The organism is Prauserella endophytica, assembly GCF_005146945.1.
Classification (GTDB): Bacteria; Actinomycetota; Actinomycetes; order Mycobacteriales; family Pseudonocardiaceae; genus Prauserella_A; species Prauserella_A endophytica.
This window is the reverse complement of the sequence record NZ_SWMS01000035.1, coordinates 35,702-51,828: the sequence shown is the minus strand read 5'-3', so window position 1 is coordinate 51,828 and position 16,127 is coordinate 35,702. Positions and strand designations below refer to the sequence as shown.

At 64.9% G+C, this 16,127-nt stretch carries 11 protein-coding genes and 1 pseudogene; 8 read left to right on the top strand and 4 right to left on the bottom strand.

What is annotated here, in order from left to right; translation table 11 throughout:
* Positions 1–93: 93 nt before the first annotated feature.
* Positions 94–720, bottom strand: coding sequence for a maleylpyruvate isomerase family mycothiol-dependent enzyme (locus FCN18_RS35070; protein WP_228714279.1), 627 nt, complete (start codon positions 718–720; stop codon positions 94–96).
* A gap of 13 nt (positions 721–733) precedes the next feature.
* Positions 734–1,537 (bottom strand): metalloregulator ArsR/SmtB family transcription factor, encoded by an 804-nt coding sequence (locus tag FCN18_RS40770; protein ID WP_076153557.1) that lies wholly within the window; start codon positions 1,535–1,537, stop codon positions 734–736.
* Positions 1,538–1,909: 372 nt separating this feature from the next.
* On the opposite strand from FCN18_RS40770, the gene FCN18_RS35060 reads away from it, so the two are divergent.
* The 8 genes from FCN18_RS35060 (at position 1,910) to FCN18_RS35025 (ending at position 14,130) form a co-directional block, all read left to right on the top strand.
* The gene (locus FCN18_RS35060; RefSeq protein WP_137097222.1) at positions 1,910–2,893 is read left to right on the top strand and encodes a hypothetical protein; all 984 of its coding nucleotides are present in this window, start codon (positions 1,910–1,912) and stop codon (positions 2,891–2,893) included.
* Positions 2,878–6,393, top strand: coding sequence for a DEAD/DEAH box helicase (locus FCN18_RS35055; protein WP_063697641.1), 3,516 nt, complete (start codon positions 2,878–2,880; stop codon positions 6,391–6,393). The genes FCN18_RS35060 and FCN18_RS35055 overlap by 16 nt, the downstream gene beginning before the upstream one ends.
* A 207-nt stretch (positions 6,394–6,600) precedes the next feature.
* Positions 6,601–7,959 (top strand): hypothetical protein, encoded by a 1,359-nt coding sequence (locus tag FCN18_RS35050; RefSeq protein ID WP_137097221.1) that lies wholly within the window; start codon positions 6,601–6,603, stop codon positions 7,957–7,959.
* A gap of 145 nt (positions 7,960–8,104) precedes the next feature.
* Positions 8,105–10,117, top strand: coding sequence for a KAP family P-loop NTPase fold protein (locus tag FCN18_RS35045; protein WP_072029908.1), 2,013 nt, complete (start codon positions 8,105–8,107; stop codon positions 10,115–10,117).
* A 125-nt stretch (positions 10,118–10,242) separates the two neighbouring features.
* On the top strand, positions 10,243–10,854 hold the full coding sequence (locus tag FCN18_RS35040; protein ID WP_206078057.1) for a hypothetical protein: 612 nt from the start codon (positions 10,243–10,245) through the stop codon (positions 10,852–10,854).
* Positions 10,851–12,221: a Qat anti-phage system QueC-like protein QatC gene (gene qatC, locus FCN18_RS35035; RefSeq protein ID WP_043832456.1), complete on the top strand. Its 1,371-nt coding sequence runs from the start codon at positions 10,851–10,853 to the stop codon at positions 12,219–12,221. The genes FCN18_RS35040 and qatC overlap by 4 nt, the downstream gene beginning before the upstream one ends.
* The gene (locus FCN18_RS35030) at positions 12,218–12,976 is read left to right on the top strand and encodes a TatD family hydrolase (RefSeq protein ID WP_043832458.1); all 759 of its coding nucleotides are present in this window, start codon (positions 12,218–12,220) and stop codon (positions 12,974–12,976) included. The genes qatC and FCN18_RS35030 overlap by 4 nt, the downstream gene beginning before the upstream one ends.
* Positions 12,977–13,026: 50 nt before the next feature.
* Positions 13,027–14,130 carry an AbiJ-related protein gene (locus FCN18_RS35025; RefSeq protein ID WP_043832460.1) on the top strand — a complete coding sequence of 368 codons (1,104 nt, stop codon included), beginning with the start codon at positions 13,027–13,029 and terminating at the stop codon, positions 14,128–14,130.
* 192 nt (positions 14,131–14,322) lie between these two features.
* Here the strand turns inward: FCN18_RS35025 and FCN18_RS35020 are convergent, their stop codons facing one another.
* Positions 14,323–15,126: a PDDEXK family nuclease gene (locus FCN18_RS35020; protein ID WP_081684852.1), complete on the bottom strand. Its 804-nt coding sequence runs from the start codon at positions 15,124–15,126 to the stop codon at positions 14,323–14,325.
* A 280-nt stretch (positions 15,127–15,406) separates the two neighbouring features.
* Positions 15,407–16,120, bottom strand: a pseudogene (locus tag FCN18_RS35015) (hypothetical protein); the annotation flags it as partial.
* Between the last annotated feature and the right edge of the window lie 7 nt (positions 16,121–16,127).

The window sequence follows — 16,127 nt, the reverse complement described above, 5'->3', positions numbered from 1 at the left end:
GTGACCGCTGGCCGGTGACCGAGACCTACTAATCGACACCGCCGGAAACACCGTTCGCGTTACGGACCCGACTGGCTCCGGTGCGGCTGTTGGTCATGTGGTGTGGGCTGTGGTCCGGTCGATGCGGGCTGCGAGTGTGGATTGGCCAGGGCCGGTGAGTTCCGGTGTCACGCCGCGGCGGCCTGCCATGGCCATGAGCAGTGCTTCGCCGGTACCGATAACTTCGGGACCTTGTCCGGTGGACCAGTCGAGGTCGGTGGCCCGCAGCCGCAAGCCGCGGATGCGTCGGCGGGCGCCGAGTCGGGGATTGGTCGGTACAGAGTCGAGGACTCGTTGTAGGCGTTCGGGTGGGATGTCGCGGGGTATGCCGAGTGGGCGGCGGATGTCCTGGTGGTGGATGGTCCCGTCGACCAGTGCGATCAGGCCGCCGAAGCCCGCGGTCAGGCCACGGGGCCGCAGGTGGTGGTTCAACAGGTCGAGGAGCTGTTCGGGGCCCAGAGGGCGGTATTCGTCGAGGCCGATTTCGTTGGCTCGGAAGAATCGGCCCTTGGCGAACCGCTTGATCAACCCGAACGTGGTGAGCTCTTCATAGCTGAGCATGTGCGCGACCACGTCCTTGACGGACCATCCCGTGCACAGCGTGGGCGCTTGCCATTGCTCGGGTGTCAGCGTCGCCAGAAACGTGGCGAGGTCCCGGCGTTCAGCTTGGGCCATGTCCATAAGGTTCATGCGGTCAGGCTTCGCTCTTCAGGAGTTCGGCGTAGCGCTGCAGGTACAGCGGCCAGCCGCCCTCGCTGTCGACACCGGCGTGGATGCCCTGCCAGCCGTCGCCGTGGCGTTCGATGTCACGGTGTTCGAGTTCGACCCTGGTGCGGTCGGCGCTTTCGGCGATGAACCGCACGTCGACCACGCTGGTCTTGTCATGATCGGTTTCCACCTGCCACTGGGTGTTGAGGTCCCAGCTGAACATGACCCGATGCGGGGGTTCGTAGGCCAGTACGCGGGCCCAACGGCATTCCGTGCCATCAATCGCGCGGTCGATGATGTGGCCACCGACGCGTGGTTCGAACACCGTCTCGGCGAGCTCGGCGGCGAGGATGTTGTGCTCGGCCGGTTTGAAGTCGCCGAAGCGCTCGGTGAACACCGTGAAAGCACGTTCGATCGGCGCCGATACGACGATCTGCTTACGCACCCTCGCTTGTTCCGATGTCGTGCTCACGGGATCTCCTGCCTTGTCGAGTTCGACGGACTGTTGGAAGGCCGCCAGCGTGTTCGTCCAGAAACTGTCCAGTTGGGCGCGCAGGGCGGCCACACCAGCCGGGTCGACCTGGTAGATGCGCCGGTTTCCTGCCGTTCGGTCCACCACCAGCCCGGCGTCCTTGAGCACTTTGAGGTGCTGGGACACCGCCGGGCGGCTGACCGAGAACCCCGCAGCGAGCTCACCCACCGACTGCGGACGGTCGGCGAGGCGCTCGAAGATCGTGCGACGTGTGCGATCACCGAGGACAGCCCAACCATCGAGTTCGTAAGTTTCCACTAACGGTCAGTTTCTACTTACCGAGATTGGGTGTCAAGCCCTGGAGTCCTAGCCGGATTCATTGAGAGCCCGCTCCCGTGAGCCCTGAGCACGCAAGGTGCTCCGAGACCGCCGCCGCTGCTGACCGACTTGGGAGACTTCTCGGCGTTCGGCGGACGCGCTGATGGCCAGTTCGCCAGCATGGCCGTGACGATCTCGGCGCCACCGCTGCTTCCGCGGCACTCCGTCGGACCCTGACTCGCCAAGCGCTCGCATACATGGGTCAGGCGTTCGGCTTCACTGATGCGCCTCTACAGGTCCGTCTAGGCCGTTTGGGGGTGCTGTCGGCGAGCTTCTCCAGGTCAGAGGTGCCATCGGCGTAGGGTCCACCGGGTGAAGAGCGTCGTCGGGAGCGCGTCCGAGGAGGACGGTTCAGAAGGTGACCACCCCGACATGACCGTCGCGCCGTTGACGAGCCCGGCCGAGGCTGCTCGACTGGCAGCTCAGCACGACAACCAGGTCAGCCGTCTCTTGGCAAGTGAGTCAAGAGGTCAGCATGCACCCGGAAGATGCGCATGGGATCTCGTGGCGATGGTCGGCTTCTCAGCCGACCGCCGCAGCGCAGTCGCGTGGATCATCGCAGAGGCGATCATGAAGTTTCGATGCGGAAACTCACGAGCGTTCGCTTGTTGGCGCGCAGCTGCCTTGTCCGCGAATGCTGTTACTGAAGACGATCGAGAGCTTGTCCTATCGTTTGTCATCTCCGTCTTTGGTCGACCTGGCGCTGTTGAATCCGACGACGCTAAGGCTAAGCAGGGCAAAAGCAATCATCTAGAGGGATTCGTCGCCGAGTGGCTGTGGCATCTCATCATGAAAGAACAGAAAGCCGCACATCGCGAGCGTAAATACCTCAGCGAACCGAGCTACTCCGTGACAGAGCAAGGCGAGGATGGGTTCGCAGTCTATGCACCACCAGGCGCGAATGTCTCACTCTTTTTCAGGCTGTGGGAAATAAAGAAGCACAACACAGAAAACTCGGTAGTCACCACGACTGTGCAACGTGCTTCTGACCAACTCAACACCAGGGGCCTGCAGTATCTGGCCAAGCTCACCAGTGCTCATCGCCAGACAGACGGTGATCTCGGAATTCTCTTTGCCGAGCTGGGTGATCTATGGATCAACGCAGACCCGCGAGCAGGAGCCGGGGTCGGAGTTGCCACCAGCACTGTCAGCCCTCCCGAGGCGTGCTTCTCCCCACTGGAAAGCACCCTCGGCCAGTTCACCAACGCAGGGCAACTGGAAGGGCTGCTCTGCGTTATCGAAAACTTCACTGAGTTCGCCGTCGAAGTCAGGAGGATGGTATGGAGCGCGCTCTGAACCTGCCAGACCTCGTCGAGGCGCTTGGTGTCCACGAACCGGGCGTCCTGCCCTCACCACAAGAGTTGGCGAGCCTGATCGCTGACGTCGAAATACGGGCCTTCCGCGGAGACTTCGCCGTTGACGAAACCCTCGAACGTGCCGCGTGGTACCTCCACGCCGTCGCATCGGCCTCCGAAGCCGCAGAGTTGTACACACCAGCACGACAGCGTCGGGCTTTCGCGGTAAGCGCTCACGTCTTCGACTTGACCTTGGCGGACCCCCGCCATGATGCACGCCAACGCCTGAACCTCGCTTTCGGTGCGCAAGTCGGCTACCGGCGGGCTGATCTTGATCCGAACGCGACAGCCGTATATCGCCGTGTCTCGGATCTATTGGTCGACAACACCCCACTTGTCGACCACGCTGAAACCTTGGCAGTCGAGGCTGGCGTCGCCTTCCTCGGTCTCGACACGAGGTTCCTGTTCCCTCTACTTCGCAGTTGGCGACGCCAGCTCACCGAACTTGCCGCGACGGTCGAACTCGATGATCTCCAGTCGACGATGTTCGGTCCAGCACAACAGATAGTACGCGCCGTGTGGTCGCTGCTTCGCTTCTTGGCGTTCGGTACCGGCCGCCAGCTGCCAGTAGCGCGAGCCGCTTTGCTGTCCGTTCTGGACGGTACCGCGGGAACTGGAGACCTCGACGCTCGCTGGGTAGCCGCGCACTTGTTGGCGATCGCCGATGGCCTCGAATCCGGCAGCCTCTACTCGATCCTTCCCCCTGGAACTCCGAATGCCGTGGCACAGGCGTTCTGTCTGGCTGACCCGCCAGTCCTAACCCTGTGGCCACCCCAAAGAGAACTGCTTGCGCGGCCAGGAATGAACCCTTTGGATCCAGCGACGCGCCGCTTGCTCTTGTCAGTACCCACCAGCGCCGGGAAAACGTTGCTCGCGCAGCTGATCATCTGCACGCACGTCGCGACACAGCCAGGTGGAGTCTGTTACGTCACCCCCTTGCGCAGTCTTGGGCGAGAGATGCGGAAGGCGCTGTCGGGGCGACTCCGAGTGCTCAACCGTGAGTTGAGTGAAGACAGCGACCTCTTCGACATACTGTCCTTCTCGCAAGACTCCACTGACGTTGAGGTCACGACACCCGAACGACTGATGCACCTGCTGCGTCACGACGCCGACGCTGTGATGCAACGCTTCTCCTTGTTCGTCATCGACGAAGCACACCTACTGGCGCAACCGGGCAGAGGATTCACCGTCGAAGGACTGCTTGCCTACCTCATGGCGGAGGCCGACAACCCGCGGATCGTGCTTCTCTCCGGTGTACTCGGGAATGCTGCCTCGCTCGCGTCCTGGCTCGACGCGGAGCGCCCGGAAGTACTGTTCACGTCCGCATGGCGGGGGCCGCGCCGTCTCCATGCCCTACTCAACACTCAGCCGGTCTGGGAAGCCGCAGTGCGGAGTCCTCGCAAGTCGGCGCAGTGGCCAACGCGAGTTACCGTGCCGCAGGTGGCACAGTTGCGACTACGTCCCGCCGAGGCGGGGCCAGTTACAAAACTGACGACGCGTCCTGAAGAGCCACTCGGAAATTTGGTCCTTAAGGAAGATTCCGGCGGCAAGCTCACCAAGGACAGCGGAGGCACGCCGGCTTACAAGATCTTCGCCGCCGCAGCGTCGATACTGACGCATGCGGGCAGTCTGTTGATGATCGTCTCGTCGCGGACTATGGCCCGTGACGCCGCCAAAGCATTGGCAGGCTACCTACCGCCACGTGAACCCACGCGCGAGCTTGTCGAGTTCCTTCGCGAGCGGCTGGGTGACCAGCATCCGCTCATTGCCTGCGCCGAGCACGGCGTCGCGTACCACCATGCCGGCCTGCCTGTAGACGTCCTTGACGCGATCGAGGAAGCAGTCCGGACTGAGATCGTGCTGGCGATCGTTTCTACAAGCACGCTGACCGACGGGGTAAACCTGCCGGTTCGAACGGTCGTGATCGCCGAAACCCGATTCGAAGGTCAGTACCCTGGAGCCCAACTCGGAGCCGCACGGCTCATGAACGCCATCGGGCGAGCTGGACGAGCCGGCCGTGAGTCCGAAGGCTGGATCGTGCTTGCGCTGCAAAAGCAGTCCGAGCTCAAGGACTTCGACGAGCTCCGCCCGAATGACGAGGCGCTCGAAGCCCGCTCCACTCTCTTGGCAGAGGAGTCGCTGACAGCTCTGGCTGACGCCGAAGAGCTCATCGCCACTACGGCTGACGCCGTCTTTCAGCTTGCGCCGGACACGGTCGTGTCTGACTTCGTGTCGTATACGTGGTTTGTCCTGACGACGCTGCAGCCATTGTGGACGCTCTTCGACGACCCCATACAGATGGACATCGTCCTCGGTAAACTACTTGCATTTCAGCAGATGGACCCGGCGCTTCGGCAACGTTGGCTGCGGCTGGCCGAGCAGGTTCGAGCCACCTATGAACGTACAAGCCCGGCACAGCGGCGGCGTTGGACAGCTGCCGGGACTTCGCTCGGTACAGCGGCACGGCTAGATGCGATTGCCGGTCAGGTAGTTGATGCCGTTGCCACGCGGGAAGGCGAGCTTCGCCAACTAGGTGCGGCTATCCCTGATGAAGCTTGGTACTGGCCGCTCAACGACACCATTCTTCTTCTAGCGGAACAACAAGTACTCGCGCGACTGCTGGCGCAACCGGAGGCCGACAACTGCTGGAAGTTCTGGTCGACGAGAGCTAAGGGAGACAAGAACCTAATCGACGTGTCCATTGTGGATGGATTGACAGGGTGGATAAACGGCCTTGACGTTCCCGCTCTTGCCGAACGGATTCTTCCCGGCCTGGCCGTCGAGTGGCAGTTGGAGCAGACTGTTGACGCCATCAGCTCAACATTTGAACATTACCTGGCTTGGACTGTCGGGGTGCTCATTGAGCAGGCCAACGCTGGCCTTGAGGAGGCTGGCCTCGTAAGCCGCCTTCGACCAGACACTGCGTGGTGTATCCGACACGGCGTCAACACGCCGCATGCCCTGGCGTTGCTCAATGAAGGAGTCCGTTCTCGTCGACTGGCACATGTCATTGGGAGCGAGGCGCAGCGCCAAGGTGTCGAGGTAGAAGATGTCCGGTCCTGGCTCGCAGGCATGCACATCCGAGGCTGGCGGAGCACATTTGACGCCGTGGCGCGCGAGGTGCTCGATCTCTTGCAGTTCATCCGAGCTCGCCGGAACAATGTGCTGCGATCTCTGCTGGAGACAGGACGCGCCCAGGTCACGCTTCGCAGTGAGCTTACAATTTCCCACCAGACGCCAGAGATCGTCTACATTTCGACAACGACTGACGCGCCCTCCGAACTACAGATCGTCAGCGAGTCTGGCCTAGCTGTCGCAGTTGTCGATGTCGATCTACATGCAGATGTCGACGCTGTCCTGGCAAGCGGGCTCGACATCGTCATAACCATGCAAGGCCACGACCTAAACTTTACGGCTCCTGAGATCGTCGCACCCGACTAGCGGGTGAGGAGGCCGATCGTTGACTCTCGCGTCGAACATCATCCCTGGCGGGGGACATCCGGCGTGTCACCCGCAAATTGGCTTGGGACGCTGGTCCGTTCGTGGCATCCTGACCGGCTCGCGTCTGACAGGTCCTCGGCGGGCAGGACGTGACGGGTTGGGATCAGGTTGATGCAGTCATGTCAGAGGCCGCCGGTTCGAGCGGCTGTGGCCTCAGTGCTTGTGGCCGCGCTCGGCGACCTCGCGGAACGCGACGGTGCCCCGAAGGTCGACAAGATGCCCGATCTTCGGAACTGGTGGCGCTACGGCCAAGAGTCCTTTGTCGCGTTACGACCCACTGCCTGGTACATGCCCGAGCGCGTCACCAAGGTCAACTGGTTGGACACGTTCGCTGAGATGGTCGCCGTCCGCGAAGCGATCGACGCTGACCCGATCCTGGGCACCCGCGTCGACACGATGGTCGGGGTTGAGTTCTCGCTCCAACAGCGCAGACTGGACTGGCTACTGATCGAGCACCTGCTCGAACCGATGATCGTCACCACTCGTACCTACGAGTTCGACGAGGCGGCATTCGATCTGCACTACAACCGGCTCGAAGCCGGCCTGCTGGCCGACACTGTCCGACTCGTCGAGTTCATCCCGCTCAACGGCTTTGTGTCGAGCATGGACGAAATCGCCCTGCCCGGCGGCGTGGTCCTGCGCCCGATGACTGACCGGCAGATGAGCCGGGCCATCCAGGTGCTCGCAGCGCCGGCCGAGTTCAGCGGCGGCCCCAACAGCGTGCAGGTCTCACGTTTCCACCAGTGGGCCGTGACCAGGGAACAGAGCTACCCGGTCACGTCGTACAAACAGGGGATGCCCGAACATCCGCGGCCCCCTGCCTTTCCCAGCCTGGAGGAGCCTGTTCAGAGGCTGGTCACCGCGCTGCATGTGGTGTGTGGAGGATCGGTGGTGGCCACGCGTCCGATCCTCCTGCAGCACGACGACGACTTCCCTCGGGACATCGAGGGCAGCGCTACTCTCCCCGCAGTCGGTCTCGCCGACGTCAACCGGCCGACCTTGCTCCTGACCGAGGAACACGTCGACGCTGTGCGCAGGGTGTACGAGGCGCTCGCAGCCCCAGCGGTCGCGCGGGATCGCTCGTTGCAGGTCTCCCTCCGGCGGTTCGTCTTCGCCGGCTCGAAGTCCCTGCCCGAGGATCGACTCATCGACCTCAACATCTGCTCCGAGGCACTGTTCATCAAGCGCGGCAAGATCAAAGGAGGACAGAAGGGAGCACCCGCGGCGGAGGCGGCCGGACAGCTGCTGGCCGGTGACCCGGTGCTCGGGGTCGAGCGAACGGAGATCGAGAGGTTCTTCAAGGAGGCGTACCGGTTGCGGAATGCGGAGATCCACGGTGACCACCCTGTCCAGAAGAGGATGACGCTCCTCGGCGGAGCGAAGAGCGAAGACCTCGCCCGCTTCATTGAGGACCTTGCTCGCCTGCTGGGCCGTGCGATTCAGCTCGTGCTCGCCGAGCTCACTCGGCCACAGCCAGACCGCAACATGCTGATCACGCCTCGGTAACTGACGGTAACAGTACGTGGTCTGCGGCGACACGTCTGTCAAATGACCATCGACGCTGATCGCCGATCTATCCTCGATGTTCGCCTTCGGTCAGCGGCCACCGAGGAGCGGATGCCTCAAGTTGCCGCGTCGGACGGAGCGGGCGATGTGGGCGGACAACGAAACCGAGGTTGATCTTCTCGGCTTCGACTTCCTGGTGGACACCCTGTTCGTGGCGCTCACCGAGCCGCGGCTGCTCCCACTGACGGTGGGCCTGCTCGGGGACTGGGGCTCCGGGAAGAGCAGCCTGATGCGGATCACCCGGCAGGAGCTGCTGAAGATCCGGGACGACGACGAGTCACCGTCACGGTACGTGTGCGTCGAGTTCAGCCCTTGGCAGTACGAGGACTACGACGACGTCAAGGTCGCGCTGATGACGACCGTGCTCGACGCGATCGGCGCACGAGCCGGTCGTGATCAGCAGGAACAGGTGACCAGGCTCCGCAGGTTCGCCCAGGGCCTCGGCCGATGGGGGCGCAGGGGCGGACGGGTCGCAGTGTCTACCGCCCAGGCCGCGGCACCTCTCGCGCTTCTGGCGATAGATCCGAGCATGGCTCCGCAGGTCCTGGACGTGACGAAGGCGGGGGTGAATGCGGCTGCGAGCGAGGCGAACAAGCTGCTGGAAGACCCCAAGGCCAAGCAGGCCGTCTCGGGCAACGGCACGGCTGAGGCAATCACGGACGCTGGGCGGTTCCGGGCGGAGTTCGCGAAGGTCGTCTCGACGTTGGAAGCCGTAGACGCCGTGGTGGTGTTCATCGACGACCTCGACCGGTGCCTGCCCGAGACCGTGGTGGACACCTTCGAGGCGATCCGGCTGTTCCTCAACACGCCCAAGACCGCCTACGTCCTGGCAGCCAACCAGGCGGTCGTGGAGTCCGCGATCGACTCGCGCTACCCGCAGCTGCGGCGCCCCGACGGCGCCGGGATCGGTGCCGACTACCTGGAGAAGATGCTGCAGCTCAAGGTAGCCATCCCGCCGCTGTCCGCGCCGGAGGCCGACACCTACGTCAACCTGCTGCTGGCTGAACTGCGCCTCGACGACGAGCAGTTCGCCAAGGTCCTCGCCGAGACCCGCCGTCGCCGCGAAGCGGGCAATCTGCAGGTGGCGTTCAACGTCGGTATGGCCGGAGCGGTCCTCGGCAACGTGCCGCCCGACCTGGTGCGCGACCTGAACTGGGCGGCGAGCATCGCCGAGGTACTCGGGGGCGGACTGCGCGGGAACCCGAGGCAGCTCAAGCGGTTCCTCAACAACCTGCTGCTCAAGCACCGCAGCGCGCTGCGCCGGAAGATCACCCTCGACCTGCCTGTGCTGGCCAAACTCATGGTCCTGGAGGAACAACACTTCAGCGACTTCCAGCGCCTGTTCGACTGGCAACTCACCGCGCCTGGCCCCATCTCGGAACTCGCGGCTGCGGAGTCTATCGCGCGGGGTGGATCGACCACCGCCGAACCGGACGGCGATGGGGACATATCGCGGCCAGATGAGGGCGAGACCGCCGACGAGTCTTCGGGTGCTCGCCGTTCACCCGCCTCCAAGCGGGGGCGGACGGCTGCCCAACAGCCGCAGGTAACCGAAGAGGTGCGGGCGTGGGTGGACAAACCGCACGTGCGTGCGTGGCTGCGGTTGGAGCCTCCGCTCGGCGAGGTAGACCTGGGGCCGTACTTCACCTACTCCCGTGACAAGCTCGCCTTCGGCGTCGCGGTCACGCGGCTGCCTCCGCACCTGCAGGAGCTGTTCACCAGGGCGCAGGCTGAGGTCGCTGGTGTGCGGCGGCTTGCGTGTGACGAGATCGGAAAGCTGCCTGGCGACGAGCGTGTCCAGCTCGTGGAGGCGTTGGTGGAAGTGCTGACGCGTCGACCGGGCGGCCCGGCCTTCCTCGCAGCGCTCGAACTCGCCGAACGAGCGCCCGACACCCTGTCAGCCATCTGCGACGCCTTGATGCGGATCCCACCCGAGGCCATCCCGCGGGGGCAGGCCGGGAACGCCGTCCGTCGCCTCCCTGCCGACAACCCGACGGTCTCCGCCCTGCTCGACCGGTGGGAAAACAGCGACGCCCCCGGCCTGAAGAGTGTGATCAACACCGCGCGTCAAGCTCAACGACGCAGCGGCCGGCACTGATGGGTACCTCGGCTGATCGAACCGCGGGCAGCGGCGGAGCGTGGACTCCGCTTAAACACGCGACCGCGTCCTATGTGCGCGGGCTTACCTCCGGATCTCCGAGCACCCGCACGTATGCCCAGCGGGTGCTCGCTCGCCACGTTCCCGTGTTGGGTGGAGCTGGCGGCGCTGCGGCCGGTGCCCGTGCCGGACGTAGCGGCGTCCAGCGCCTCGGCGCCTTGCTCGCTGGAGTCGGCGGAACCGGGCTTGAAAACACGCTGACCTCGCTGGGACTGGCTACTCTCGTCGGCCGGACCCGGTTCGACGTGCTCGACGAACTGATCACCTTCATCGCCGGAGACGGCGATGACCTGGACTCCCAAGCCGCCCGCGACGCCGCGTGCGACGTGCTGGACGAGGTCTTCGGCGACGCCGATACGTGGACCGAGTTGACCGACACCGCCGAGATGGCCGTCTCGCGGGAGAACCTGCCCACCCTGCTGGAAACGTTCCTCGCCCAGTACGTCTACAACAGGGTTCCCGTCATCGCCGAACGTCTCAGCCGCATCACCGACCCGCACGCCGTGCGCCAAGCCGACGAGGAAATGCGCCAAATCATCCAGGTCCTGGTCTCACTACGCATCCCCGACGACCCCTTCACGGTCGACTGGGCCGGCCCGGAGGGACGCCAGATCGCCGAGGACACCGTCCGCATGACCTACGAGGCCCTGCAGGGGCTGGACGGAGACGCACAGTGACCACCTACCTGGTGCGCACGGATCTCACCGCCCCGGTGACCGAACCCGACGACGTCCGGCTGCTGGATTGGGCTCCTGGGCGGATTGCGGCCACCATCCAAACTGGCGACGCTGGCCCCGAGTTCTTCACGGGCTGGCGACCACCGCGTGCCGCCGCCGACCTCCTGCTGCTGGGCGCGGCCGTGTACTGCGCCGACAAAACCACCCGACGACGCGGCACGCCGGACTCCTGGACCAGGGACATCACCCTCCGGCTCCCCGTCGAGGCCACCGCTGTCTGGCGAAACGCCGATTTCGACGCCGCCCTGCGGTTTCTGACCGGCGATCACTGGGAGACCCAGCCCTACAACTCCAGCCGGCATCCCCTCGCCGGTGTGGCCAGCGTCCCCCTCGCCGAGCGGCCGATCGGACTCGGCGTCGACGGCGTGTGCCTGTTCTCCGGCGGCCTCGACTCACTGTGCGGCGTCATCGATCTCCTCGAAGAGGACCCCGAACGACGGCTGTGCCTGCTGTCCCACCACGAAGGCGGACAAGCATCCACCGCGCAACAACTTCTGCTCGACGAACTCGGCGAACACTACGGCGCCGAACGCATCCGCTCCCGGCGCCTCTACCTACGTCCCGCACCCCCGAACAACCACCAGGCCCGACCTCTGCCCCGGCCACGCGAGAACACCACCCGGTCCCGATCCCTGCTCTTCCTGTCCGCTGCCTTGGCCCTCGCCGCCGCCGAAGGACCGGCCGTGCCGGTATATGTGCCCGAAAACGGCTTCATCGGGATCAACGTGCCGCTCACCCGAGCTCGTGTCGGCAGCGCGAGCACCCGCACGACACACCCACACTTCATGCACCTACTCGCCACGGCCAGCGCCGCAATCGGCGTATCGAACCGCGTGATCAACCCGTACCGCCTGCGCACCAAGGGCGAGATGCTCGCCGAATCCCGCAACGCCGCTCTCCTGCGGCGCCTAGCCCCGCTGAGCGTCTCCTGCTCCCACCCCGAGACCGCCCGCTACGTCGGCCGCAAGCAAGGCAACTGCGGATACTGCTTCCCCTGCCTGATCCGCCGCGCTTCGCTGGCACACGTCGGATGGGACGACGACGAGTACGCCTACAACGTGTTCGCCGAGGACGACTCCACGATCCTCCTCAACCGCCGCAGCCGCCGCGGAGCCGATCTGCGCGCCGTAATCGCCGGAGCGTTCGCGGATCGACCGGATCGCGACGTCCTACGCAACGGCCCGCTTCCACAAGGCGAACGCGCCGCCTTCACCGGGGTCTGGCGACGTGGACTCGCCGAGCTCCGTACCTGGCTCGCCAGCGGAGCCCGCGGCCCACTGGCCGAGCTGGTGGAGTCTCGATCGTGACCACCGCGGTGCTGACCGACACCCACTGCCATATCGACGCCTACGACAACCCGCTCGCCGTACTGGATGACGCCCGCGCCGCAGGCGTGCACGTGATCGCGGTGACCGAGGACCCCGGCAAGTACCGCCTGCTGCGCACCCGTCTCGGCCGACGCGACGGCGTCGATGTCGCACTGGGCTTCCACCCTCTTCGCGCAGGAGCAGCATCCCCTCACGATCTAGCCCGATTTCTCCGGCTCCTGCCGCAGGCCACGTGGATCGGCGAGATCGGACTCGACTTCTCTCGCGCCGGAGTCGCAACCCGCAAGCAACAGCTTCGCGTGTTCGAGGCCATCTTGGCGGACCCACAGGTGCGAACTCGACCTGTCACCGTCCACAGCCGGGGCGCCGAGCGGGAGACCATCGCCCGACTCGCGCAAGCGCACGTGCCAGCAATCCTGCACTGGTACACCGGACCACTGGCCGCCGTCGACGATGCACTCAATGCAGGGCTCTGGTTCTCGATCAACCCGGCGATGGTCCGGTCGAAGAAAGCCGTGCCGCTGCTCCAACGGCTTCCGCCGGAACGCGTACTGCTGGAAACCGACGGCCCCTTCGCCCGCTCCGGAAGCCGCCCAGCCGTTCCTTCCGATCTGCTCGGAACGCTCGATCACCTGGCACAGCTTTGGGCCATGACGACCGGTGAGGCGCGGAAGGCGGTCGCGAACAACGAACAGCGACTTCGCTGCACCGCCAGCGAGCCGCCGCCAGCCTGACTGACGACCTACTCACCGCCTGCAGCCGACGCCCAGGAGGCACCATCGCCATGACGAGCCGCATCACCGACGTCACCCGGCGACGCCTCATCGAGGGTCTCGCCACCACGGCCTGGTACGGCGTGCTCAACGAAGTCGAGTTCCTCGGGCGCCTCTACGACCTCGACACGCTGCCCACCACAGATTCCCGGTCCACGCAGTTCCCCACGGCGCGCGAGGACATCATCCAGCACTGCATCGCCAACCTGGACTGGCCCGACGACTGGATCTTTTACGACGAGCGGTTCGGCTTAGCGGACAACGACGATGCGCTCCTGCGATTCCTGGCCGAAATGCTGCACCCAGCGGTCCGGACGAACCTGACCGAAGTCGAGCAGCTACACGACTTCCTCAACCAGACACTGGTTCACGACGGCTACGAGATCGTCCAGATCGACGCCATCAGCGGTGCACCCGTCTTCGCCGGCCGCAGGATCGGCGCTGGTGTGCCCGGCTCGATGAAGAACCTGATCTTCGCCGCCGACGGTCCCAAACCGGAGATCGTGTTCACCGATGCGCTCAACAACGACGTCCTGGTGATCAAGAACGAACAGTTCTGCCTCATCTACGACCGGCCGCTGGCGGCGCATGGCCTCACCTGGGCCGACCTGACCAGCTGGTGGGCTGAGCACGAAGGGCTGACAGCGGAACCTGTACGGGAAGTCTCGCGCAGCCTGTACCGGCGGCTCGACCGCTCACTTGGCGACAACGACGCGGAGCGGCGGATCCTGCGCACGTACGCTGAGCGCTACGTCCGGCTTGGCGATGACATCCCGGCCCTGCTCCCACAGGTGTACCTCCACTACGACCCGTACACCCGAGCACACCACGTTCCAGGTGCGGCGCCCTTGCCCCGCCAGCGCATGGACTTCCTGCTGCTCCTGCCGCATCGAATCCGCATCGTGATCGAGTGCGACGGGCGGCAGCACTACGCCGACGAGGCTGGGCGCGCTGACTCCCAGCGGTACGCTGAGATGGTCGCCGAGGACCGTGAGCTACGACTGCGCGGCTACGAGGTCTACCGCTTCGGCGGCGCCGAGCTCATTGATGGCTCGGCCACGGACAAACGGCTTGCCGCGTTCTTCGACCGGCTCGCCGAGCGTTACTCCACCTGACACGTCCCTTTTGGCCGGGATGACAACCTCGCCGCACCGCCACGCGAGCCTCGGATGATGCCGTACAAGCCGTACGGCTTGTAGTCGCAATCCTTCGATCTTAGTCATCGCTCGCACAAGGTGGGGGCCCTGACTGAGTCGTGTCGTACGGGACGTGCATCCTGCCGTACGTGGGCATTCTGCTGCTGATCCTCACCTTGTCTGGAAGAGCCACCGGTCTAGCTCTTCCCGCAGCAGCTCCTTCAGGGCAGCGGGCTCGTCTGTGTGATGAGCACCGATTCGGATGGTATGCACGCCACAGCGATCCCAGTGCCTGTCACGGTCGGCGTCGTCGGCCTTCCGCGTGGTGCCGTAGTGGTGCGGTCCATCGACCTCGATCACTACAGCGCGGCCGTTGCCTAGAACGATGAAGTCCGGGGTGCGCACGCCGGCGTCGCGCAGCTTGGCCGCTGGCAGCGGCATCATGGCGATGGCTCGGTGCCGGGAGCACGCCCGTTGAAGTTCGACGAGCAACTCATAGACCACGATCTCGGCTCGACTACCGAACGTTAACCCGTCAGACACCGGGTAGCCGCCATTCGCTCGCTCCCGCCGGGCCTGGTTGCCTGGCAGCGCAACCGGTGGCTGCTCGGCTTGTGCCCGCCAATCAGCGGCCACCTCCGGCAGCGGCGGTACCGTCGGTTCAACGACGACTCCGAACACATCCTGTCGGCCGTGTTGTCGCAGCACTGGCTCCAGTTTGCTCCAGATACGGTCGACAATCTCGCTGGTGAACTCCGGAACCAACGACGGTGCCACTTCGAACACGGCCTCGTAGGTATCCGACCGCCAGTTGTCGCCGGGCGTCGGGTGGAAGTACCCGCCGTCACGACGCAGAGTCAGCTTGGCCCCCTGCACGAGGCGCTGTGCCAACTCGTCACCAGCCTCACCAAGTAGGTGATGCGTCTGCCCGAGCACCAGGTCGAGTTCCTCAACCGCGTCGTCATCAAGACTCACGCTCTTCAGCCTTTCACTCAGGCACGTCGACCGGAGACAGCAGGTCAGGATTGGCAGCCGCACCCGCAGCGCCGCAGCAGGCGTTGACGCCGCAGCGCACACGTCGGCCGCGTCGCTGTCCGCGGCAGCCGCGAGCCATTTCGGCACCGCCCTGACCTCGTTCAACGCCGCGACCGCTCACGATGTCGTAAACGTGTACGTCAGGCGGCAACAGGCTCCCCCGCTCTGCGTCTTGCGGAACGCTGCTCAGGCGCTGATCGCCCTCGATCCGCGCCTGAAACTCGGAACGCACGGCCTTGACCAGCCGCCGCGCCTGAGTCGCACCTATGCCCAACTGAACACGAAGCGTGTCCGCCGAAATTGGCTTCTGGTGCGCGGCACGATGCGCAGCGTCTGCTTCCCGAGCCAACGACAAGAGCTTCTCCGGCGAACGCTTCTGCCGCGTCAGGCCGGGCCCATCCCGGTCAGCTACCTCGTCCTCGTTGCTATCGCTGCCAGCCGGGCTGGCTCCAGGTTTCTCCCGCACGAGTACCTCCGGCTGCTCTTCAGCAACCGCACCGCGTGTGGCCGTCGAAGCACTGCATTCACCGATTGCCTGTAGGAAGCTCGGGCCTACTTCAGCCCAGCCGATCAAGAGGAGCGGCCCGACGGCGTCGAAGGCTGCTTTTCCGTACTCACCTGCCACTACTGGGTCGGCCACGTTCAACGCCAACGTGACCACGCTCGCGAAGATCAGGAGTCGACGAGCCGGCCGCAGTACCTCCGCCGACGCGCCAGCGAGTGCCAGATGCCGGGTACCCAGCAGCAGACCAAGGATCGACAGATCGACCGCGGGTGCGACGAGCGGCGCGACCCAGACTGGGACTCCGAGCCGGAGGGCGAGGTTGAGGACGTTGCCGAAGCCGAAGAGGAAGGTGAGACCGACGACGACGCCCATGATCACGGTGACGGCCTTCACGACGGTGGCCGCGTCCGAACCTGATCGAACTGACATAGCTGCG